Source organism: Cryobacterium zongtaii, from assembly GCF_002909375.1.
GTDB classification, from domain to species: Bacteria; Actinomycetota; Actinomycetes; order Actinomycetales; family Microbacteriaceae; genus Cryobacterium; species Cryobacterium zongtaii.
The window spans coordinates 127,877-150,046 of sequence record NZ_PPXD01000008.1; the positions used below are offsets into that span (position 1 = coordinate 127,877).

Consider the following 22,170-nt stretch of genomic DNA (forward strand, 5'->3'; position numbering starts at 1 on the left):
TCCCCCACCATTTCACGGTGAGGTTTAGGCTGGTGCGATGACTGATCAGGCGACGGCATCCGGAATCGACACCGACGAACTCGACCCGGGCGTGCGCCCGCAGGACGACCTCTTCCGCCACGTGAACGGCAAGTGGATCGCCCGCACCGAGATCCCGAACGACAAGGCCCGCTGGGGTTCGTTCTACCTGCTCGCCGAGGAGGCCGAGAAGGCCGTGCGGGCCATCATCCTCGAGGCGCAGACCGCCGCCGAGGGCACCGAGGAGCGCAAGTTCGGTGACCTCTATGCCAGCTTCATGGACGAGGAACGCATCGAGCAGCTCGGCGCCACCCCGCTCGCGGCCGACCTGGCCACCGTGGACGGCATCAGCAGCGTGCCGGTGTTCCTCGCCACCCTCGGCCGCCTCGAGCGGTCCGGCGTCGCGGGCACCTTCCAGCTCTTCGTCGACAACGACCCGGGCAACCCCGAGCGCTACCTGGTCTTCGTCGAGCAGGCCGGCCTGGGCCTGCCCGACGAGTCCTACTACCGTGACGAGAAGTTCGCCGGCGTGCGCGAGGCCTACCTTGCCTTCGTCGAACGGATGCTCACCCTCGCCGGCGTCGACGACGCCGCGGAGCGCGCCGGTCGCATCTTCGCCCTCGAAACCGAGCTCGCCAGCCACCACTGGGACAACGTGCGCACCCGCGACAGCGAGAAGACCTACAACCTCAAGACCTGGGACCAGCTGTCCGCGCTCGCCGCGGGCGCCGACCTCGACCTGTGGCTGGAGGGCCTGGACGCCCCGGCCGTGTCCTTCGCCGAGGTCGTCGTGCGCCAGCCGAGCTTCGTGGTCGGCCTGGCCGAGATGCTTACCGAAGACCGGCTCGACGCCTGGCGGGACTGGCTGCGCTGGCAGGTCATCCGCTCGAGCGCGTCGTACCTGTCGAACGACTTCGTCGAGGCGAACTTCGACTTCTACGGCCGCACCCTCACCGGCACCCCGCAGATCCGTGCCCGCTGGAAGCGCGGCGTCTCGCTCGTGGAGGGCGCCCTCGGCGAGGCCGTCGGCCGCATCTACGTTGACCGGCACTTCTCGCCCGACGCCAAGACGAGCATGGACGTTCTCGTCGGCTACCTCGTCGAGGCCTACCGGGCCAGCATCTCGGGTCTGGACTGGATGACTGAGGAGACCCGGGTTCGCGCCCTGGAGAAGCTGGACAAGTTCACCCCCAAGATCGGTTACCCGGTGAAATGGCGTGACTACTCCAGCCTGGCCATCGAGCCCGGCGACCTGATCAAGAACGTGCGCGCCACCGGCGAGTTCGAGTTCCACCGTGAGCTGGGCAAGATCGGCAACCCGCTGGACCGCGACGAGTGGTTCATGACCCCGCAGACCATCAACGCCTATTACAACCCGGGCTTCAACGAGATCGTCTTCCCCGCGGCCATCCTGCAGGTGCCGTTCTTCGACGTGAACCGGGATGCCGCAGCGAACTACGGTGCGATCGGCGCGGTCATCGGCCACGAGATCGGCCACGGCTTCGACGACCAGGGCTCCAAGTACGACGGCGACGGCCGGCTCACCGACTGGTGGACCGAGGCCGACAAGGCCGCGTTCGAGCAGCGCACGGCGTCGCTGATCGAGCAGTACGACGCGCTCCACCCGGCGCAGGTGCCCGACCACCACGTGAACGGTGCCCTCACCATCGGTGAGAACATCGGCGACCTCGGCGGCCTTTCCATCGCCTGGGAGGCGTACCTGCTGTCGCTCGAGGGCGCCGAGCCGCCCGTCATCGACGGGTTCACCGGGGCCCAGCGGTTCTTCCTCTCCTGGGCGCAGGCGTGGCAGATGAAGATGCGCGACGAGGAGGCCATCCGGCTGCTCGCGATCGACCCGCACTCGCCGAACGAGTTCCGGTGCAACCAGATTGTGCGCAACATCGACGAGTACTACACGGCGTTCGGCGTGACCGAGACGGATGCCGCGTGGCTCGCTCCCGAGAAGCGCGTCACGATCTGGTAGCGGTCTCCTCCGGCCCCGCGACCCGTGGGTTAGGGTGTTCGCGGGGATGTCGCAGTACCGATAGTCAGAGGACAACGCAGTAGTGGTCGCGCCAGCACAGGAATCCGAACGCCGGTCCAGGCACGCGATCGAACGCGGCGGCAGACACCGGGAATCCTCGGTGCCGTCCAGTTTCGAGCGTGGCTTCCACTCGCTCGGCGAGCTCGCCATGGGCGGTGCGCAGGTGTCGGCTCGGGCGACCGACCTGGCCACCGGCCGGGTGCTGTTCTCCGTCGATGACCACGTCGTCATGCCCACCGCCGGCGTCGGCACGGTGTTGCTGCTCATCGAGGTGGCCTCGCGGCTGCGCGACGCCGATTTCGGCGCGTACACGATCCTCGACCGCACGGTGCGCGACTCGGTCGACGGCTCCGGACTCTGGCAGCACCTGCAGGCGCCGTCGCTGCCCGTCGCCGACCTCGCCGCACTGGTGGGAGCCACCAACGACAACCTGGCCACCAACGTGCTGTTGCGCGCGGTGGGCCTGGAGGCCGTGCGCCGTCGCACCGAGGAACTCGGCCTGAGCGGCACCGGCCTGCTCGACCTCGTCCGCGACGCCCGTGGCCCCGACGACGCCCCCAACCTGTCGGTGGGCAGCGCCCGCGAACTCACCTGGCTGTTCACGGCCCTGGCGCGCGGGGAGATCCTCGACGACGAGGGCAGCGAACGGGTTCTCGGCTGGCTGTCGCTGAACTCCGACCTGTCCATGGTGGCCAGCGCGTTCGGCTTCGAGCCGCACGCCCACCGGTCGGCGTCGCACGGCGTGCTGCTGGTGAACTCCACAGGCTCCGACAACGGGGTGCGCAGCGAGGTGGGCGTGTTGCGCGGACCGCGCGCCGGCGTCGCCTACGCCGTGTCGATTTTCTTCGATGACCACAACCTGTCCTCACGCCTCTCGGTGCTGGACGGCATGCGCTCGGTCGGCCTCGACCTGCTCGAATACGTGCACTGACCCCCCCCCCCCAAAGAACTGTGAGTTAAGCCCCGGAATCATCGGGTGTAGGGCCTTTTTCACAGTTCGCGGCGCTGGGCCGGGGGGACCCACTGGTGGGCGCGCTCGTTGCGCGCGGCCGCCTCGGCCGTCTCCCGGATGCGGGAGGCGCGGGTGGCCGGCCGCTTGGCCTGCACGATCCACTCCAGGATGCCGCGGCGGGGCGAGCGGGGAAAGGCATCCCAGTTCGCCCGGGCACCGTCGAGAGCGGCGAGGGCCACGGCCAGGTCGGGCGGCACGATCAGGTCCTCGACCTCGTCGAGCCGGGTCCAGGAGCCGTCGGCCTCGGCGGAGCGCACCGCAGCCTCCCCGGCGTCCCGCATCAGTCCCTCGGCGCGGAGCCGTTCGATGCGCTGCTTATTGGGCCTGGACCACGCGCTGCCGCGGCGGCGCGGCGCGAAGTAGAGCATGGTGCGCCGCTCGTCGACCTTGCCGCCCTTGCTGTCGACCCAGCCCACCGCGAGGGCCTCGAGCACGGCCTCCTCGTAGCCGAGCACCGGCATCCCGGAGCCTTGCCGCCAGGTGACCAGCCACACGCCGGTCTTCGTCGTGTGGTTCTTCGCCAGCCAGGCCCGCCACGCGGCCCGGTCGTCCGGGTGCACCCGTTCGGCGTCGTCACTCACGGCGCCACCATAGCCCGCGAACGGTGCGCTGAACCCCGCGCGCCGGGCGCACGCGGCTAGAGCGTCGCATCGTAGGCGTGCTTCAGCCAGGCGGCCACCTCGGAGTCGACCTGGCTGGCCGAGGTGAGCGGGATCCGGGCGGGGAAGTCGGCGCCGAGCTCGGTGGCCGGCCGCAGCCGGGTGCTCGGTGCCACGTCAGGCATCGGTATGCGCAGACCCAGGTCCACACGGTGCCGGGTGGTCGGCTGCACCACGGCGAAGGTGCGCTGCGGTCCGGACAACGCGACGTGCGTGGTGCGCGTCTGGATGCCCACCTCGTCGAGGTCGCCGGCGTACAGCAGCACGGCGTCCAGAATCGGCCGCAGCAACGGGCGGTCGGCATACTGGGCGTCGATCAGTTCGTCGGCGGCCCGCACCGTGGAGTCCGGGTAGCCGAACGTCTCGTGCACGAGAAGCGCGCGCGGGTAGCCGCTGAGCCCCTCGGTTCCCAACCACTCGCGCAGGGCGTGTTCGTCGGGTGGGTCCAACTCCTGGATGCGGGCCAGCCAGTGCTCGAGGCCGCTGCCGGTGGACTGCTGCAACATGCCGATCTCCCAGAGCCGGATCGCGGCCCAGGGCAGTGGCTGCTCGTCGGTCATGCAGGCAGGGTACGCCCGCGGCGCCGCCCGCGCACCGACTGTGCGCCGGCCGCGCCGTGGATTTCGGCTCGTCGCCTAGATGACGCCCAGCGCGAGCATCGCGTCGGCGACCCGCGTGAAGCCGGCGATGTTCGCCCCGGCCACGTAACTTCCCGGTGTCCCGTACTCGTCAGCGGTCTCCAGGCACCGATCGTGGATGCCGCGCATGATCTCGGCGAGACGGTCCTCGGTGTGCTCGAAGGTCCACGAGTCGCGCGACGCGTTCTGCTGCATCTCCAGCGCGCTGGTGGCCACCCCGCCCGCGTTGACGGCCTTCGCGGGAGCGAACAACACGTTGGCCTCCGCCAACAACCGGGCGGCGTTCGGGGTAGTCGGCATGTTCGCGCCCTCGGCGACGATCTGGCAGCCGTTGCGGATCAGCGCCGCGGCGCCGTCGGCGTCGAGTTCGTTCTGGGTCGCGCACGGCAGCGCGATGTCGCACGGAACGTCCCAAATCGACCCGCCGGCGACGTGCGTGACGCTTCCCGGGCGCAGGGTCGCGTACTCGGCGATCCGTCCCCGGCGCTCACCCTTGACCTCCTTTAGTAGGGCGAGGTCGATCCCGGACGGGTCGACGACGTAACCGCCGGAGTCCGAGCAGGCGATCACGGTGCCGCCGAGCTGGTGCACCTTCTCGATCGCGTAGATCGCGACGTTGCCCGAGCCGGACACGACGACGCGCTTGCCGTCGAAGCCCTGGCCGGCGGCTTTGAGCATCTCGTCGACGAAGAACACGGTGCCGTAGCCGGTCGCTTCGGTGCGCACCTGGGAGCCGCCCCAGCTCAGTCCCTTGCCGGTCATCGTGCCTGACTCGTAGCGGTTGGTGATGCGCTTGTACTGGCCGAACATGTAGCCGATCTCACGCCCGCCGACGCCGATGTCACCGGCCGGGACATCCGTGTACTCGCCCAGGTGCCGATACAGCTCGGTCATGAACGACTGGCAGAAACGCATCACTTCGGCGTCCGAGCGGCCCTTCGGATCAAAGTCTGACCCGCCTTTTCCGCCGCCGATGGGCAGCCCGGTGAGGGAGTTCTTGAAGATCTGCTCGAAGCCCAGGAATTTCACGATCCCGAGGTTGACGCTCGGGTGGAAGCGCAGGCCGCCCTTGTACGGCCCGAGGGCGGAGTTGAACTCCACCCGGAACCCGCGATTCACCTCGATCTTGCCCGAATCCGTCACCCACGGCACCCGGAAGATGATCTGTCGTTCGGGTTCGCACAGGCGTCGGATCACGGCCGAGTCGGCGTACTGCGGATGCTTGGTCACCACCGGTCCGAGACTCTCCAGAACCTCCCGCACCGCCTGATGGAATTCGGCTTCGCCCGGGTTCCGGTCGAGGACCTCCTCGAAAATTGGAACCAACTGCCTGTCGAGCACCGACATAGATCTCCTTAGTGCGTGGGGGAGCCGAAGGCAGCTCGGCAGCTGCGTGATGGGTTCGGCCTTTCCACCGTACCGGCTCCACCTGGCAGGGGCATTCGGGGGTGCCCGCCGCCCGCGCAGCGCGACGCTCAGTCGATCAGGTCGGCGGCGTGCAGACGGCGCAGCACCTCGACACCGGCCGGCGGGCACCGCTGGTGGTCGGCCGAGGTGGCCCAGTGCACGGCGCTGACCTCGGCGCTGGCCGCGGGTTCATCGGTGGTCTGAGCCCCGAAGACGCTCATCCGCACCAGCCGGCCGTCGGGTTCGCCGTGTGCCTGGATCAGCACGGTGAACAGGGGTTCGAGTTCGGCGGGGTCCAGGCGTACGGTGACCTCTTCCCAGGCTTCCCTGGCGGCCGCATCCGCCTCGCCCTCGCCGGGGTCGATCTTGCCGCCGGGCATGAACCAGACGTCCCTCCCGCGGGCGGTGACCATGAGCACCCGGCGGTCACGGATGAGTGCGACGGCGGCGACCAGGATGTCGGGGTGCGCGCCGGCGGGCGCGGCCGGAGCGTCGCTCACGCGCGGGCGAAGGCCGAGGCGTCCCGCACCTGCTCGGGGGTCGGCCGCACGCCGGTGTAGCGCTCGAACTGTTCGGCGGCCTGCAGGGCGATGACCTCGGCGCCGGTGATGACGGTCTTGCCGGCCGCCCGCGCCGCGAGGATCAGCGGCGTCTCCGCGGGCAGCGCCACGACGTCGAAGACGGTGTCGGCTGCGGCGATGGCCGCGGCCGTGAAGGCGGACTCGGTGGCCTGCGCGCCGCCGGCCATGCCGATCGGGGTGACGTTCACCAGCAGCGGCGCTGTCGCGGTGCCGGGCTCGGCCAGCCAGCTGTAGCCGAGCTCGTCGGCCAGGGCCCGGCCGCGGCTCTCGTTGTGGGCCACGATGGTGCCCGCGGCGAAGCCGGTGTCGCGGAGGGCAGCACCGACGGCCTTGGCCATGCCGCCGGACCCGCGCAACAGGAACGGGGTGGCCGGGTCGAGGTTGTTGGCTCTGAGCAGGTCGGCCGCGGCGATGTAGTCGGTGTTGTACGCCCGCAGGTAGCCGTCGTCGTTGACGATGGTGTTCACCGACTGGATGGCCGTGGCCGAGGCGTCGAGTTCGTCCACGAGAGCGATGACATCCTCCTTGAACGGCATCGACACCGAGCAGCCGCGGATGCCGAGCGCCCGCACCCCGGCGATGGCGCCGGCCAGGTCGGTCGAGGTGAACGCCTTGTAGACGAAGTCCAGCCCGAACTGCTCGTAGAGGTAGTTGTGGAACCGGGTGCCGAAGTTGCTCGGCCGCGCGGCCAGCGAGATGCAGAGCCGGGTGTCTTTGTTGAGCGGGGGCTTGGTCGGAGTCGTCAGCGGGGGCTTCGTTGTGTCAGTCATCGCCTCCAATGCTACGGCCCGCCCGGATTTTCACCCGGGCGGGCCGCAGTACTGAAGAGGAAGGGACGCGCTCAGCAGCACCGGCCCTGGGGATTGGTGTCCTGACGGTCGGTCTGGTCGCGCCAGAACTCCCGTTCGGTCAGCACCGGTGCCGAGGCATCCGTGCCGTGCACCGACTCGTGGTGCGCGCGGTACTTGTCGTAGGCATCCTCACCCATGACCCCTTTGACGTACCAGGCGAGCCCGGCCGCGGCCGAGCGCACCGCGGTGGCGACGCGCATCAGTGCTGGCCTGACATCAGTGCTCGCGCGCCTTGCGCTTACCGGTCTTCGGGAGGGCGTCCCAGAGGGCCTGGTTGGCCTTCTCGGCCGGCGTGGCCATGATGCCCGCCGGCGCGAAGATCCGCGACGGCACGGCCGGGTCCTCGCTGGTCGCACTGGCGTGGGTCTTCCACGCGTTCCAGGTGGCCTGCAGCGCGGTGAAGATCACGACCACGGCGAGGGTGACGAAGACTATCGAGAGGATGCCCTGCACCATGGTGTTGCGCACCACGGCCTCCATCGCCTCAACCGAGGTGGCCGTGCCGAAGCTCGTCTCCCCGGCGGCCAGGGCATTGGAGAACGCGGCGTTCTGGGCGAAGTAGCCCACCGACGGCACGGTCGAGAAGATCTTCAGGATCGAGGCAGTGATGGTCACGACGGCCGCGAAGCCGAGCGGCAGCGCCACGATCCAGATGTACTTGAACAGTCCGCGCTTGGCCACGATGGCCATACACACGGCGAGGGCGATCGCAGCCAGCAGCTGGTTGGCGATACCGAACAGCGGGAACAGCGTGTTGATGCCGCCAAGCGGGTCGGTGACGCCCATCACGAGCACCGCGCCCCAGGCTGCGACCATGATGCCGGTGCAGATCCAGGCGCCGGTGCGCCAGCTGGTGTCCTTGAACTTCGGGAAGATGTTGCCCAGGCTGTCCTGCAGCATGAACCGCGCGACGCGGGTGCCGGCATCCACTGCCGTGAGGATGAACAGCGCCTCGAACATGATCGCGAAGTGGTACCAGAACGCCATCATGCCGCTGCCGCCGGCGACCTGCTGCATGATGTTGGCCAGCCCCACCGACAGGGTCGGGGCGCCACCGGTGCGGGACACGATCGATTCCTCGCCGACGTTGATCGCGGTCTGGGTGAGCAGCTCCGGGGTGACGCTCACGCCGGTCAAGCCCAGGCCGTTCACGAACGCGGCCGCGCCCTGCACGGTGCCGCCGGTGAGGGCGGGTGACGCGTTCATGGCGTAGTAGATGCCCTGGTCGATCGACAGCGCGGCCACGAGGGCCATGATCGCCACGAAGGACTCCATCAGCATGCCGCCGTAGCCGATGAACCGGCTCTGGCGTTCCTTCTCGATCAGCTTGGGCGTGGTGCCGGAGGCGATCAGCGCGTGGAACCCGCTCAACGCACCGCAGGCGATGGTGACGAAGAGGAACGGGAAGAGGGTGCCGCTGACGACAGGGCCGGCGCCGCTGGAGGCGAACTCGGTGACCGCGGGAACCAGGATCTCGGGCCGCACGATGATGATCGCGATGGCAAGCATGCCGATGGTGCCGATCTTCATGAAGGTGGAGAGGTAGTCGCGCGGGGCCAGCAGCAGCCAGACCGGCAGGATGGCGGCGATGAAACCGTAGACGATGATGCCGATCGCCAGCGGCACCTTGTCGATGGTGAAGAGGGCCGCGCCCCACGTGGTTTCGCTGATCGCGCCACCGCCGACGATCGCGGCGATGAGCAGCACGAAGCCGATGATCGAGATCTCGGTGACCTTGCCCGGGCGCAGGAAGCGCAGGTAGCAGCCCATGAACAGGGCGATCGGGATGGTCATGCCGACCGAGAAGACGCCCCAGGCGCTCTCGGCGAGGGCGTTGACCACGACGAGGGCGAGGATGGCCACGATGATGACCATGATCGTGAGCGTGGCGAGCAGGGCGGCGGTGCCGCCGACCCGGCCGAGCTCGTCGCGGGCCATCTGGCCCAGCGACCGGCCGCCACGGCGCATCGAGAAGAACAGCACCAGGTAGTCCTGCACCGCACCGGCGAACACCACACCGACGATGATCCAGATCGTGCCGGGCAGGTAACCCATCTGCGCGGCGAGAACCGGGCCCACCAGGGGGCCGGCGCCGGCGATGGCGGCGAAGTGGTGGCCGAAGAGCACCCGGCGGTCGGTGGCGGCGTAGTCCTTGCCGTCGGCCTTGTACTCGGCGGGGGTCGCCCGCCGGTCATCCGGGTGAAGCAGGTGCTTCTGGATGTAGTTGGAGTAGAACCGGTACCCGATCAGGTACGTGCAGATGGCGGCGAAGACGAACCAGATGGCGTTCACGGTCTCGCCGCGGACGACGGCCAGCATCACCCAGCTCAGCCCGCCGAGCAGCGCGATGGCCACCCAGATCGCGATCTTCACCGGGGTCCAGTGGGCCTCCTCGGCCTCGTGGATTCTGGGATCCAGGGCCACCGGCGGAAGGGCCGGGTCCTGGGTCAGGTCTGGATCGTCGGTTGCGCCTTGCGGAATGCTGGACGTCGCGCCCATCGGTACTCCTCTTTGAGGTACACGGTCTATGAAAACACAGAGAAACTCACAGCATTTTGCCGGGTAACTCGGTAACGGTAACACTCGTCGCGCTCGGCAACGGTGCCATTGGTCCCCCTGGTGACGTGTCGTGAGGTGCGAATGTCACGGATGAGCCGCGCTGGTGAACACGTCGTTGAGGGTGACCGTGGTCAGCCCGCGGTCGTGCAGCAGCGCGCTCAACTGCGGGAAAACGTTGGTGACCGGTTCGAAGTTGAGGTGCCCGATCACGATGTGTTGAGGCAGGAACCAGGTGGTCGCGAAATCCACCACCTGTTGTTCGGTGAGGAGCCCCGAGTCCGCCAGCGACCCGTACCAGGTGGTCGGGACCGTGTAACCCAGCGCGGCGGCCAGGGCATCCACCCGATCGTCGTGCACGCCGTACGGCGGCCGGAAATAGGGCCGGGCGTCGACGCCGTAGGTGTCGCTGAGGAAGTCGTGGTTGCGCTGTAGTTCGGTGGTGACGTCGGCGTCACTGAGGGTGCTGAGGTCGGGGTGTGACCAGGTGTGGTTGCCCAGCTGGATCTGGCCGGTCTGCACGAGCGGCCGGAGCCGGTCGGCGTTGTCGGTCCAGGCGTCGTAACAGCCGGTGACGAAGAAGGTGAGCCTGGTGCCCGTCTCGGCAGCGAAGCGGATGTACCGGGCCAGCACCTCGCTGCTGGAACCGTCGTCGACGGTCCAGGCCAGCAGGGTGCCCTCGCCGGGCAGGTCGGACAGGGTGCCGGGCGGCACCGGAACCCGCACCAGACCGGGCGCGGGCTGGGCGACGGGCACGGGCGGCGGTACCGCGCCGGGCAACGGCCGGGGGAGCGGGCTGGGAGTCGGTGGCGTCGTCGTTGCCGGGACGCTCGGGCGCGGGGCGGCTGCGAGTGTCGCGCAGCCGGCGAGGGTGAGGGAAAGGCCAAGCGAGGCCAGCACGGTGCGCCGGGTGAGGGCGGGGTCCTGCCGCACGGCGGTCCTCCCCCCGGAGCCGGTCGTTGGAGCCGATGGAAAGCCAGAACAAGCCGGGCGTGAGTCGAACGAGTCGAAGATATCGCCGCTGCCGGCCGCTGACAACGCCCGTAATCGGGGGCCGTGCCCGCATCGCTAAAATGGACGAATCCGTACCCGGGCCTCTGCCCGGTATTTTGACCATCCTTTTGGACCATTGGAGCCACCGTGGCCGCACTTTCCCGTCTTGATTCCGTCATCGCCCTCGCCCGCCACCGCGGCTTCGTCTTCCAGGCCGGTGAGATCTACGGCGGCAGCCGGTCGGCCTGGGACTACGGGCCCCTCGGCGTGGAGCTCAAGGAGAACATCAAGAAGCAGTGGTGGCGGTTCATGGTCACCAGCCGCGACGACGTCGTGGGCCTGGACTCCTCGGTGATCCTGCCGCGCAAGGTCTGGGAGGCCTCCGGCCACGTCGAGGTCTTCTCCGACCCGCTGGTGGAGTGCACCAGCTGCCACAAGCGCTTCCGCGAGGACCACCTGGTGGAGGAGTTCGAGGAGAAGAAGGGCCGCGCCCCCGAGGGCGGCATCGACGGCATCGCCTGCCCCAACTGCGGCAACCGGCACACCTGGACCGAGCCGCGCGCATTCTCGGGCCTGCTCAAGACCTTCCTCGGCCCGGTCGATGAAGAGGCCGGTATGGTCTACCTGCGCCCGGAGACCGCGCAGGGCATCTTCGTGAACTTCGCCAACGTGCTGCAGGCCGCGCGCATGAAGCCCCCGTTCGGCATCGGCCAGATCGGCAAGAGCTTCCGCAACGAGATCACCCCCGGAAACTTCATCTTCCGCACCCGCGAGTTCGAGCAGATGGAGATGGAGTTCTTCGTCGAGCCCGGCACCGACGAGGAATGGCACCAGTACTGGATCGACCAGCGGATGAGCTGGTACACGGGTCTGGGCATCAACATCGAGAACCTCCGCCTGTTCGAGCACCCCGCGGAGAAGCTCTCGCACTACTCCAAGCGCACCGTCGACATCGAGTACCGCTTCGGCTTCTCCGGCAGCGAGTTCGGTGAACTCGAGGGTGTCGCCAACCGCACCGACTTCGACCTCAAGACGCACTCGGAGGCGTCGGGCAAGGACCTCTCCTACTTCGACCAGACCAAGAACGAACGCTGGGTCCCCTACGTGATCGAGCCCGCGGCCGGCCTGACCCGCTCGCTGATGGCGTTCCTGGTGGATGCGTACCACGAGGAAGAAGTGCCCAACGCGAAGGGCGGCGTCGACAAGCGCACCGTGCTCAAGCTCGACCCGCGCCTGGCCCCGATCAAGGCGGCCGTGCTGCCGCTGAGTCGCAACGAGGCCCTCTCACCGATGGCCCGCTCGCTGGCCGCGCGCCTGCGCGAATCATGGAACGTGGACTTCGACGACGCCGGCGCCATCGGCCGTCGTTACCGCCGCCAGGACGAGATCGGCACACCGTACTGCATCACGGTGGACTTCGACTCGCTCGAGGACCAGGCCGTCACCGTACGTGACCGCGACACCATGGCGCAGGAGCGGGTGCCCCTGGCCGAGCTCGACGCCTACCTGGCCGTGCGCCTGCGCGGAGCGTAACCCGCCCCATCCGGCGCCTGACCCGCTTGAGCGTTTCGCGGGTCGGGCGCCGCTGTGCGCGTGGCACGCCACCCGCAGAGCGGCGCCACACCCGCACAACCCCGGATGCTGCGCCTCCGGGCGACCGCGACGACCGGGTCAGGACGCGGCGTCGGAGAGGCCGGCCGCGCCGGGCAGCCCGACGGGCGCCGCTGCGGTCTCCGGCAGGGTCACCTCGATGCCGAACAGGGCGTCGAGCCCGCCGAGGAACGCTTCCTGATCGCCGGCGCGGGCCAGCTCGCGGGAACGCACCATGGGCGTGTGCAACAGCACCCCGGCGAGGTGCCGCAGGGCGGATTCGGTCTGCTCGCTGGTGTCACCGCGCCGCCTGGCCCGCTCGATCTCCCCGTCGAGGATGTCGAAGACGTGCGAACGCAGCGCCACGACGGCGGGCGCCAGGCTCTGCTCCTCGGCCACGGCCGAGAACTTCCTGGCGGCGCGGCCCACCAGCTCTCGCGCCTCGCTGGTGGCGTTGAGCTGTTCGAGCGGGGCGTGGATGCGGATGGTCTCGAGGTCCAGCAGCTCCACCCCGGGCACGTCGCTGACGTCGGGGTCGACGTTGCGCGGCAGGCCGAGGTCGATGACCAGCTGGCGGGCCGCCTCGGCCTCGGAACCGACGGGACAGGAACGCACGGGACCGGCCTCGGCAACCGACGCACCGACACCGGCGTGCGTCGCGGCGAGGAGCGCCCGGCCGGCGGTGAGGATGCCCGCATCGATGACGTGGTGATCGACGGTGGTGCAGGTGAGGATCAGGTCGGCCAGGGCGGTCTCGGCGGCCAGGGAATCGGCATCCGTCGACACGGCCGAGATGTCGTGGGCCACGGCGAACTTCTCGGCCCGGCCCGACGACGAGTAGACCCGCACGTCGGTGACGCCGAGTTCACGGAGGGCCGCCAGCGAGGCGCCGGCGTACCGGCCGGTGCCCACGAGCAGCACCCGGGTGTGTGCCCAGTCGGTGACCCGGCTCTCGGCCAGTTCAAGCGCCAGACGCACCAGGGAGCGGCCGGCGGCGCCGATGCCGGTGTGGTTCTTCACGCCGCGGGAGGTCTGCGAGGCGCGCTGGAACAGGCGCTCCAGCTCGGGGCTGGTGGTGCCGGCGGCGCGGGCCTCCTCGAGGGAGCGCCGCACCTGGCCGGCGATCTCGCCCTCGCCGACGACCACGGACTCGAGTCCGCTGGTCACGGCGAAGAGGTGCTCGGCCACGCCGTTGCCGTGCACAAGGTCAAGGGTGTCGCGCAGCAGCGCGGCGCTCACGCCGGTGCTCTCGCTCACGGCGTCGATCGCGGCGTAGACCGCGGGAAGCGGGGAGACCCCGAACGGTTCGTCGAGGTCGAGGTAGGCCTCGAAACGGTTGCAGGTGGCCACGACCACGGCCCCGCTGAGGGCATCGTGCCCCGTGAGCATCCCGCCCGCTGCCGAGTCGGCGCCCACAGACAGCTTTTCGAGCACGTCAAAGCTGGAGTTCTTGTGGTTCGCGGACAAACAAATCAACACCGCTTGATTCTACGGTGTGTGCAACAACACCTCGAATCGTTCCCCCGGCCGATGTAGAGGACAATCGAGAGTGATGAACCTCGCGACGACACACCCACTTTCTTCAGGCCTCACCGCAGACTCCCGGCTCGTGCGGGCATACCAGGGCACCCGTCCGGACGTGACTCCGGTCTGGTTCATGCGCCAGGCCGGCCGCTCGCTGCCCGAGTACCGTGAGCTGCGGGTGGGCACCCGGATGCTCGACGCCTGCCTGGACCCGGCCATGGCCAGCGAGATCACCCTGCAGCCGATCCGCCGGCACGGTGTCGACGCGGGCATTCTGTTCAGCGACATCGTGGTGCCCCTCAAGCTCGTGGGCGTGGACGTGGAGATCGTGGCCGGCAAGGGCCCGGTGCTCGCCAAGGCCGTGCGCACCGCGGCGGATGTCGACAGTCTCACCGCGCTCGACCCCGCCGTGCTCGACACGGCGTTGGCCCCGATCAGGGAGGCCGTCGCGCTCACCGTCGCTGCGCTGGGCTCGACCCCGCTGATCGGTTTCGCCGGGGCGCCGTTCACCCTCGCCGCGTACATCGTCGAGGGTGGACCGTCCAAGGACCACATCCACGCCCGCACGCTCATGCACTCGGATCCGGACGCGTGGGCCCGGCTGATGGCCTGGACCGCCGAGGTCACCGGCCGGTTCCTCCGCGCCCAGGTGCTCGCCGGCGCCAGCGCTGCGCAGCTGTTCGACTCCTGGGCCGGCGCCCTCTCGCTCAACGACTACACCCGCTTCGTCGCCCCGGCGTCCACCGCCGCGATCGCGCACGTGCGCGACCTCACCTACACGGAACCTGCCGCCGACGCGGCCGCCGATCCGGAGTCGATCCGGCGCAACGTGCCCGTCGTGCACTTCGGCGTCGGCACCGGCGAACTGCTCAAGGCCATGCACGGCATCGGCGCCGACGTCGTCGGGGTGGACTACAGGGTGCCGCTGGATGAGGCCAGCCGGCGCCTCGGCGGTGTCGTGCCGGTGCAGGGCAACATCGACCCCGCCCTGCTGAACGCGCCCTGGCCGGTGCTGGAAGCACACGTTCTCGATGTGCTCGAGCGCGGCCGCACGGCGCCGTCCCACGTGCTCAACCTGGGCCACGGCGTGCCGCCGGAGACGAACCCCGACGTGCTCACCCGGCTCGTGGAGTTCGTGCACAGCACGACGTCGAGTGCCTCCAGCGCGTCCTAGAACACCGCTCACTCGAGCACGTGCCGGCGGTAGCCGCCGGCGGAAAGCAAGGTCATGAAGGACGTTCTGGTCATCGGCGGAGGTGTCGCCGGTCTGGTGGCCGCCCGCGAGTGCGCCCACCTCGGGCTCAGCGTTGTCGTGCTGGAGACCGCAGACGCGCCGGGCGGAGCCGTGGCCGGCCACGAGGTCGCCGGCCTCCGGCTCGATGCCGGTGCGGAGAGCTTCGCCGTGCGCGGCAACACCGTGGCGGCCTTCATCGCCGACCTCGGCCTCACCGCCGAGATCATCGAACCGAACCCGGCCGGGGCCTGGCTGCACCTGCCGCCGCACCGGCCCGGCGGAGCCCCGATGTCGGTGCCGCTGCCCAAGGCCGGCGTGCTCGGCATTCCGGGCTCACCGCTGGCCGAAGACGTGCGCCGCGCGATCGGCTGGTCCGGCGCCCTGCGCGCCTACGCCGACAGGCTGATGCCGGTGCTCAAGATCGGCCGTGAGCAGAGCCTCGGTGAACTGGTCGGCAAACGGATGGGCACCAAGGTGCTCGAACGCCTGGTCAACCCGGTCGCCGGAGGCGTCTACGCCACCGCGGCCGCCGACCTCGAGGTCGACGTCGTGGCCCCGGGCCTCAACCGCGCCCTCACCACGGCCGGGTCGCTCTCCGGCGCCGTCACGGCTCTCCGCACCGCCGCACCGGCCGGTTCCGCCGTCCGCGGGCTGAACGGCGGCATGCACCGCCTCGTCGCCGCCCTCGTCACCGACCTCGACACCTACGACGTCGAGATTCGCACGAGCACCGCCGCGACCGGCCTCACGCCCGTTGACACCGAAGAAACCGGCGCCGACGGCACCGCGACGACCATTCGCACGTGGGCCGTCCGGCTTGCCCCGACCACGGATGCCGAAGCCGCGGCCGACGCCGAGCCGGGCACCCTCGAAGCCCGGCAGGTCATCCTCGCCGTGCCGGCGGCGGCCGCCCTGGCCCTGCTGGCCCCGCTCGGCGCCGAATTCGCAGCTCTCGCCGCCCTGGACTGGCCGGAACCGGCCGCCGTGGAGCTCGCCACGCTGGTGCTCGACGCCCCGGTGCTGGACGCGCATCCGCGCGGCACCGGCGCGCTCGTGGCGGAGGGGACCCCTGGCGTCACCGCCAAGGCGATCACCCACGTCACCGCCAAGTGGGCCTGGGTGGATGCCCTCACGCCGCCAGGCCGGCACATTGTGCGGCTCTCCTACGGACGCGCCGGCGCCCCGGTGCCGACCCTCGGCCTCAGCGACGACCAGCTGCAGCAGCTCGCCGTGCAGGACGCCGCCGCGATCCTCGGGGTGGACCTCGCCAACAGTCAGGTGGCCGGTTTCGCCCGCACGCTGTGGGCCGACGGCCTCTCGCCGGCCACGATCGGCGCGCCCGAACGCATCCGCCGGGTGCGGGAGGTCGTCGAGACAACGCCCGGCCTCGACGTGACCGGTGGCTGGCTCTCCGGCACCGGCCTGGCCTCGGTGATCCCCGACGCCCTCGCGGCGGGTATCCGGGTCAGGCGGGCAGTGCTAGACCTCTGATCAGGAGTCTTTTAGGTCCCGTACACATGTGCCTCCCCGGGCTGGGGGGCTACGCTGGCAACTCATGAACGTATAGGAATGGAGTCACAATGCGGGGAAAGCTTCTTTTCATCACGGGTGGCCTCGTGGGCTACGTGCTGGGTGCACGCGCCGGACGTCAGCGCTACGACCAGATCGCGTCGGCCGCCTCGGACCTGTGGAACCGGCCGCCCGTGCAGAGGCGCGTGAACGAGGTCAAGGACTTCGCCCTCGAGCGTGTCGGCGACGTTCCCGGCGCACTCTACGAAGCGGGCAAGAAGGTCGCTTCTGCAGTGTCGAACAAGACCGACAAGACCAAGGGCGCCCCGGCCACCGGCACGTCCGGCGCCGCCACCGCGGCCACGAAGGCCGCCGCATCCGCCACGAAATCGGCCAAAGCGGCGGCGGATTCTGCCACCTCCGCGGCTGATTCCGCGAAGGCCGCCGACGACACCTCGGCCGCGCAGTAATCTCACAGACGACAGTCCAAGGAAGGATGCCAGTGAGCAACAGCGGGTACAACCCCAAGAGCAAGCAGTCACTGTTCACGCTCCTCAGCGAGCTTCCCGGTCAGATCGTTGATCTGGTCAAGGCCGAGATCGACGCCTTCAAGGCCGACATCTCCGGCAAGGCCAAGAACGTCGGCATCGGCCTGGGCCTGTTCATCGGTGCCGCGGTGTTCGGCTTCTTCGCGATCATCGTGTTCATCGCCTTGGCCGTGATCGCCCTCGACCTCGTGCTGCCGCTTTGGCTGGCCGCCCTCATCGTGGCCGTCGCGCTGCTCCTGATCGCGGTGATCCTGGCCCTGATCGGGCTCAACCGGGTCAAAAAGGGCACCCGCCACGACCCGGATGGCGTGACCGCGAGCATCCAGAAGGACGTCGACGCATTCAAGGGAGTTGGCGAGTATGAGCACTGACAAGAGCCCGGAGACCACGCCGGAACACCGAAGCACCGCCGAGTTGCGCTCCGAAGCCGACCGGGCGCGTGCCGCGCTCGCCGGCACGCTGGACGCCATCGAGTACAAGCTCAATGTGCCCAAGCAGATCAAGATCAATACCCGGCGCTTCACCCTCGGGTTGCACAGGCTCGGCGATGACAACCCTCTCGCCCTGGCCGGCGTCGCCCTGGGTGCTGCCGCGGCAGCGGGAACAATCGTGTGGTGGGGCGTGAAAACGGTCCTCGACCGCCGCTGAGCGCGCGGGTGGGCGGGTCTACTTTTGGCTCTCCGGGCAAAGCGGTGGAGACTAGTACACATGACTCACCCGGCTGCCGGAGAGGCAGTAGACATGACCACGCCCACCCCCGCTACACACACCTCATCAGAGGTTGAACCCACCGAGGCCTCGCCCTCCGGATTCACCCTCTTCACGGTGCTGCGCAAGGACCCGGCCAACCCCGACGACCTCGACGGTCGCGACGTGCCGCGGTTCGTCGACGAACTCGACGACATCATCGCCCTGGTCGAGGCCGAGGGCGTGACCCTGCGCGGGATCTACGACGTCTCCGGCCTCCGCGCCGATGCCGACGCGATGCTCTGGACCCACGCTGATGAGGCTCAGACCTTGCAGTGGGCCAACCGGGAGCTGCGCCGAAGCCGCCTGCTCAAGAGCCTGCTGCCCACTTGGAACGCCATGGGCGTGCACCGCGACGCCGAGTTCAACAAAAGCCACGTGCCCGGCTTCCTGCGCGGCGTCGAGCCCAAGGCCTGGCTCACCGTCTACCCCTTCGTGCGCAGCTTCGAGTGGTATCTGCTGCCCGAGGCCGAGCGCAGCAAGATGCTCGCTGACCACGGCCGCAAGGGTGCCGCGTTCCGCGGCGCCATCGCCAACACAGTGTCGTCGTTCGCGCTGGGCGACTACGAATGGCTGCTGCCGATCGAGTCCGACGAGCTCACCGAGCTTGTCGACCTGATGCGGGAGCTCCGCGCCACGGAGGCCCGTCGTCATGTGCGCGAGGAGGTGCCGTTCTACACCGGACGGCGCATCTCGACCGCCGAGCTTGTGGAGGTCTTGCAGTAATGACGAACTACGACGCCATCCTGCTCGCCGGCTTCGGCGGTCCAGAGGGCCAGGACGACGTGATCCCGTTCCTGCGCAATGTCACCCGTGGCCGCGGCATCCCGGAGGAACGCCTCGAAGAGGTCGCGGTGCACTACCGCCACTTCGGCGGCATCAGCCCGATCAACCAGCAGAACCGCGTGCTGCGCGCCGCCCTGCAGGCCGAATTGGACCGTCGCGGCATCAACCTGCCGGTGATCTGGGGCAACCGCAACTGGGCGCCCTACCTGCCGGACACCATCGCCGAGGCGCACGCCAACGGCCAGGACCGCCTGCTCGCCATCGCCACCAGCGCGTACAGCTCCTACTCCGGCTGCCGCCAGTACCGGGAGGACTTTGCCCAGGCGCTGGACACCACCGGACTGACCGGCACCGTGCAGATCGACAAGATCCGCCAGTTCTTCGACCACCCCGGCTTCGTCACCCCGTTCATCACCGGCGTGCGCCAGGGCCTGGCCGACGTCGAAGCCGCGAACCCCGGCATCAACCTCAGCACCGAGGTCGAGGTGCTGTTCAGCACCCACTCGATCCCGTCCACGGATGCCGCCAAGAGCGGGCCCGCCGAGCGCGGCTTCGGGGAGGGTGGCGCATACGCCGCCCAGCACCTGGCCGTCGCCGACGTGGTCATGCAGGGCCTCGAGTCCCCGTGGCAGCTGGTCTACCAGTCCCGCAGCGGCCCGCCCAGCATGCCGTGGCTCGAGCCCGACATCAACGACGCCATCGCGCTGCTGCCGGCGCGCGGCATCCGCGCCGTCGTCATCGTGCCGCTCGGCTTCGTCAGCGACCACATGGAGGTCATGTGGGACCTCGACAATGAGGCCACCGAAACGGCGAAGGAACACGGCCTGTTCTCGGTGCGGGTGCCCACCCCCGGCGCTGACCCGGTCTACGTGAGCGGCTTGATCGACCTCGTCGAGGAACGTCTCAACGACGTGCCCGTTGAGGGCCGTCCAGCCCTGACCGACCTCGGCCCCTGGTACGACATCTGCCGGCCGGGCTGCTGCGAGAACGTGCGCCTCGGTTTCAAGCCGGCCGTCGCCGGTGTAGCGCCGTGAGCATCATCCGCGTCGGCACCCGGGGCAGCGCCCTGGCCATGGCCCAGACCACGGCCGTCGCCAACCGCATCCAGGCCGCGACCGGCGGCGAGGTGGAGATCATCCCGATCACCACGCACGGCGACGTGTCCCGTGAATCGCTCTCCAGCCTGGGCGGCACCGGCGTCTTCGCCAGCGCCCTTCGCGAGGCCCTGCTGAACGACGAGTGCGACGTTGTCGTGCACTCGTTCAAGGACCTGCCCACCGAGGAGTACCCGGGCCTCGTCATCGGCGCCACGCCCAAGCGCGCCGATGCCAGGGACGTACTCTGCGCCAGGGACGGCTACACCCTGGCCACCCTGCCCGAGGGTGCCACGGTCGGTACCGGGTCTCCGCGCCGAGCCGCGCAGCTGCGCGCCCAGCGTCCAGACCTGGAGGTCGTCGACATCCGCGGCAACGTCGGCACCCGGCTCGCGCTCGTCGCCGACGAGAAGCTGCACGCCGTGGTGCTCGCCGCGGCGGGGCTGGGCCGCCTGGGCCTGCTGGAGAACATGGCCACCGACTACCTGGAACTCTCCGACTGGCCCACCGCGCCGGGGCAGGGCGCCCTGGCCATCGAGGTGCGCCAGGGTAAGCCGGACCGCCTGCTCACCAAGGCCCTCGCCGTGCTCAACCACGCCACCACCCAGGCCACAGTGACGGCCGAGCGCCACGTGCTCGCCCGGCTCGAGGCCGGCTGCGCGGCCCCGATCGGGGCCACCGCTGTGCTCGACGACGGCCTGCTGTTCCTCACCGCCACCGTGTACAGCCCGGATGGCACCCGCCGGATCACCGCATCGCACGCGGCGACCCCCGAGTCGCACTCCGCTGTCGACCTGCAGGATGCCGCCCTCGACGTCGCCGAGCGCGCCGCCCGAGAGCTCCTCGCCGGCGGGGCCGCCGAGATCGCCCCGCTGTCGGTGACCCTGTGAGCGCCGTGCGGCACAATCCGGACAAGCCGTTGGCCGGCTGGCGGGTCCTCGTGCCCCGCGGCGGGCCCTGGGGTGACCAGGTGGCCGCGAACCTGCGCTCCCGCGGCGCCATGCCGATCGTCGCTCCGATGATCAACTTCGCGCCCACCGACGACGCCGCGGCCCTCGACACGGCCCTGGCCAAACTCGCCGCCGGCGACTTCGACTGGATGACCGTCACCAGCGCCACCACCGTCGATGTGCTCTCCTCCCACCGGGCCGTCGTGGCGCCGGGCACCCGCATCGCCGCGGTCGGCGAGACCACCGCCGCCGCGCTCGTGGCTGCGGGTTATCACGTCGACATCGTCCCGTCCGAGGACAACTCGGCCAAGGGCCTGCTCGCCGACTGGGAAGCCGCCACCCACGGCGTCATCCCGCTTCGCATCCTCACCCTGCGGTCCGAGATCGCCAAACCGCTGCTCACCGAGGGCCTGCGCCGCATCGGTCACGACGTCGAGTCCGTCGTGGCCTACCGCACCGTCGGGGTGCCGGTCTCCGACCGGGTCGTCGCCGACATCAAGGCAGGACGGGTGCACGCGGTCCTGGTCACCAGCGGGAGCGTCGCGCAGCAGGTGCAGGATCAGCTCGGCCCGATTCCCCGGACCACCCTGGTCGCCTGTATCGGCCCGCGCACGGCGAAGGATGCGGCGGCCATCGGTCTGCGCGTGGACGTGATCGCCGACGAGCGCAGCGCCGAGTCCCTCATCGAGGCTCTCGTGGGTCTCGCTCCCCGGGACCTGTAGAACAGCTGGGAGTGCATTGCACTTTGTGCGTCGTTGCACTTAGTGTAAGTATGTGATTCCGCCCCTCATCGCCCCCGATCGGCGTGCCGACATCAAGGCACGGCATCGTCGGGCGATCCTGGATGCCGCCGACGCGCTGATCCGCGAACGGGGCAAGCCTCAATTCAGTGTCAACGAACTCGCCGACCGTGCCGACGTCTCCCGGCGCACGGTATTCAATCACTTCACCTCGCTCGACGACGTGATCATGACGACCTGCACCCGGTTGCTCGGCGTCACCGTCGACGACTTCCGGGCGGCAACGCGGGCGACGCCAGCGGGCGATGGCAGTCGGGTGGCTCTCTTCGACGAGATCACCACGGCCCTTCGTGCCGTCGACCTGCCCACCGTGGTGTCCTACCTCTGGGGTGTCCTCGCCGCGGATGGCGAGAACGGCCGCTCCCAGCACGCTCTCACCGACGTCTTCACCCGCGCCACCGAGCAACTCTCCGCCGAGATCGCCGATCGCAGCACCGCCATCGACGCGTTCGAGGTGGCGATCCTGGTCAGCACGGTGATGAACGGCGTCGCGGTCGTGTCGGAGCACTGGATCGCCATGACGGGCGCCACGCTCGACGAGTCCTCCCGGACGGTGTGGGACGACCTGCTCAACCGCCTCATCGCCTCCATCCGAATGGGCTACTCGGCGTCAAGCTGACCCACACCCT

Annotated in this window: 22 protein-coding genes; 13 read left to right on the forward strand and 9 right to left on the reverse strand. The window is 69.5% G+C overall.

Annotated elements, in window-relative coordinates; translation table 11 throughout:
* Positions 1 to 37 precede the first annotated feature (37 nt).
* Both C3B61_RS07830 and C3B61_RS07835 read left to right on the forward strand, forming a co-directional pair.
* On the forward strand, positions 38 to 2,002 hold the full coding sequence (locus C3B61_RS07830) for a M13 family metallopeptidase (protein ID WP_103460108.1): 1,965 nt from the start codon (positions 38 to 40) through the stop codon (positions 2,000 to 2,002).
* An 82-nt stretch (positions 2,003 to 2,084) separates the two neighbouring features.
* The gene (locus C3B61_RS07835) at positions 2,085 to 2,993 is read left to right on the forward strand and encodes a serine hydrolase (RefSeq protein ID WP_103460109.1); all 909 of its coding nucleotides are present in this window, start codon (positions 2,085 to 2,087) and stop codon (positions 2,991 to 2,993) included.
* A 59-nt stretch (positions 2,994 to 3,052) separates the two neighbouring features.
* Here the strand turns inward: C3B61_RS07835 and C3B61_RS07840 are convergent, their stop codons facing one another.
* From C3B61_RS07840 to C3B61_RS07875, 8 genes are all read right to left on the reverse strand, one after another.
* Positions 3,053 to 3,655: a YdeI/OmpD-associated family protein gene (locus C3B61_RS07840; protein ID WP_103460110.1), complete on the reverse strand. Its 603-nt coding sequence runs from the start codon at positions 3,653 to 3,655 to the stop codon at positions 3,053 to 3,055.
* Positions 3,656 to 3,711: 56 nt separating this feature from the next.
* The gene (locus C3B61_RS07845; RefSeq protein ID WP_088454849.1) at positions 3,712 to 4,293 is read right to left on the reverse strand and encodes a DUF5655 domain-containing protein; all 582 of its coding nucleotides are present in this window, start codon (positions 4,291 to 4,293) and stop codon (positions 3,712 to 3,714) included.
* Positions 4,294 to 4,368: 75 nt separating this feature from the next.
* Positions 4,369 to 5,718 (reverse strand): NADP-specific glutamate dehydrogenase, encoded by a 1,350-nt coding sequence (gene gdhA, locus C3B61_RS07850; protein ID WP_103460111.1) that lies wholly within the window; start codon positions 5,716 to 5,718, stop codon positions 4,369 to 4,371.
* Between the two features lie 128 nt (positions 5,719 to 5,846).
* Positions 5,847 to 6,278 (reverse strand): NUDIX hydrolase, encoded by a 432-nt coding sequence (locus C3B61_RS07855; RefSeq protein WP_241990389.1) that lies wholly within the window; start codon positions 6,276 to 6,278, stop codon positions 5,847 to 5,849.
* The gene (locus C3B61_RS07860; protein ID WP_103460112.1) at positions 6,275 to 7,129 is read right to left on the reverse strand and encodes a shikimate 5-dehydrogenase; all 855 of its coding nucleotides are present in this window, start codon (positions 7,127 to 7,129) and stop codon (positions 6,275 to 6,277) included. Before C3B61_RS07860 ends, C3B61_RS07855 begins: the two co-directional genes overlap by 4 nt.
* A gap of 71 nt (positions 7,130 to 7,200) precedes the next feature.
* On the reverse strand, positions 7,201 to 7,410 hold the full coding sequence (locus C3B61_RS07865; protein WP_103460113.1) for a YbdD/YjiX family protein: 210 nt from the start codon (positions 7,408 to 7,410) through the stop codon (positions 7,201 to 7,203).
* Between the two features lie 16 nt (positions 7,411 to 7,426).
* Entirely contained in the window at positions 7,427 to 9,709 is a 2,283-nt protein-coding gene (locus C3B61_RS07870; RefSeq protein ID WP_103460114.1) for a carbon starvation CstA family protein, read from the reverse strand.
* 144 nt (positions 9,710 to 9,853) lie between these two features.
* A complete protein-coding gene (locus C3B61_RS07875; protein WP_103460115.1) occupies positions 9,854 to 10,699 on the reverse strand; it encodes a polysaccharide deacetylase family protein in 846 nt (281 codons plus the stop codon).
* A gap of 207 nt (positions 10,700 to 10,906) precedes the next feature.
* Here C3B61_RS07875 and C3B61_RS07880 point away from each other — a divergent pair, with 207 nt between their 5' ends.
* Complete coding sequence (locus C3B61_RS07880; RefSeq protein WP_103460116.1) at positions 10,907 to 12,292, forward strand: glycine--tRNA ligase; 1,386 nt, start codon at positions 10,907 to 10,909, stop codon at positions 12,290 to 12,292.
* Between the two features lie 138 nt (positions 12,293 to 12,430).
* Here C3B61_RS07880 and C3B61_RS07885 read toward each other — a convergent pair whose 3' ends face one another.
* Positions 12,431 to 13,828, reverse strand: a complete 1,398-nt coding sequence (locus C3B61_RS07885; protein WP_103460117.1) for a glutamyl-tRNA reductase — start codon at positions 13,826 to 13,828, stop codon at positions 12,431 to 12,433.
* Between the two features lie 73 nt (positions 13,829 to 13,901).
* Here C3B61_RS07885 and hemE point away from each other — a divergent pair, with 73 nt between their 5' ends.
* The 10 genes from hemE (at position 13,902) to C3B61_RS07935 (ending at position 22,160) form a co-directional block, all read left to right on the forward strand.
* A complete protein-coding gene (hemE, locus tag C3B61_RS07890; RefSeq protein WP_103460118.1) occupies positions 13,902 to 15,047 on the forward strand; it encodes a uroporphyrinogen decarboxylase in 1,146 nt (381 codons plus the stop codon).
* A 54-nt stretch (positions 15,048 to 15,101) separates the two neighbouring features.
* On the forward strand, positions 15,102 to 16,598 hold the full coding sequence (hemG, locus tag C3B61_RS07895) for a protoporphyrinogen oxidase (protein WP_103460119.1): 1,497 nt from the start codon (positions 15,102 to 15,104) through the stop codon (positions 16,596 to 16,598).
* A gap of 89 nt (positions 16,599 to 16,687) precedes the next feature.
* Positions 16,688 to 17,086, forward strand: coding sequence for a hypothetical protein (locus C3B61_RS07900; protein ID WP_088454859.1), 399 nt, complete (start codon positions 16,688 to 16,690; stop codon positions 17,084 to 17,086).
* Between the two features lie 32 nt (positions 17,087 to 17,118).
* Positions 17,119 to 17,535, forward strand: coding sequence for a phage holin family protein (locus C3B61_RS07905; RefSeq protein ID WP_165787928.1), 417 nt, complete (start codon positions 17,119 to 17,121; stop codon positions 17,533 to 17,535).
* The gene (locus C3B61_RS07910; protein WP_088454861.1) at positions 17,525 to 17,812 is read left to right on the forward strand and encodes a DUF3618 domain-containing protein; all 288 of its coding nucleotides are present in this window, start codon (positions 17,525 to 17,527) and stop codon (positions 17,810 to 17,812) included. Before C3B61_RS07905 ends, C3B61_RS07910 begins: the two co-directional genes overlap by 11 nt.
* Before the next feature lie 93 nt (positions 17,813 to 17,905).
* Positions 17,906 to 18,637: a hydrogen peroxide-dependent heme synthase gene (gene hemQ, locus C3B61_RS07915; protein ID WP_103460120.1), complete on the forward strand. Its 732-nt coding sequence runs from the start codon at positions 17,906 to 17,908 to the stop codon at positions 18,635 to 18,637.
* Positions 18,637 to 19,731 (forward strand): ferrochelatase, encoded by a 1,095-nt coding sequence (locus C3B61_RS07920; protein ID WP_088454863.1) that lies wholly within the window; start codon positions 18,637 to 18,639, stop codon positions 19,729 to 19,731. Before hemQ ends, C3B61_RS07920 begins: the two co-directional genes overlap by 1 nt.
* Positions 19,728 to 20,681, forward strand: coding sequence for a hydroxymethylbilane synthase (hemC, locus tag C3B61_RS07925; RefSeq protein WP_088454864.1), 954 nt, complete (start codon positions 19,728 to 19,730; stop codon positions 20,679 to 20,681). Before C3B61_RS07920 ends, hemC begins: the two co-directional genes overlap by 4 nt.
* A 5-nt stretch (positions 20,682 to 20,686) precedes the next feature.
* Complete coding sequence (locus C3B61_RS07930; protein ID WP_244285876.1) at positions 20,687 to 21,463, forward strand: uroporphyrinogen-III synthase; 777 nt, start codon at positions 20,687 to 20,689, stop codon at positions 21,461 to 21,463.
* Between the two features lie 52 nt (positions 21,464 to 21,515).
* The gene (locus tag C3B61_RS07935) at positions 21,516 to 22,160 is read left to right on the forward strand and encodes a TetR/AcrR family transcriptional regulator (protein WP_103460121.1); all 645 of its coding nucleotides are present in this window, start codon (positions 21,516 to 21,518) and stop codon (positions 22,158 to 22,160) included.
* Positions 22,161 to 22,170 lie beyond the last annotated feature (10 nt).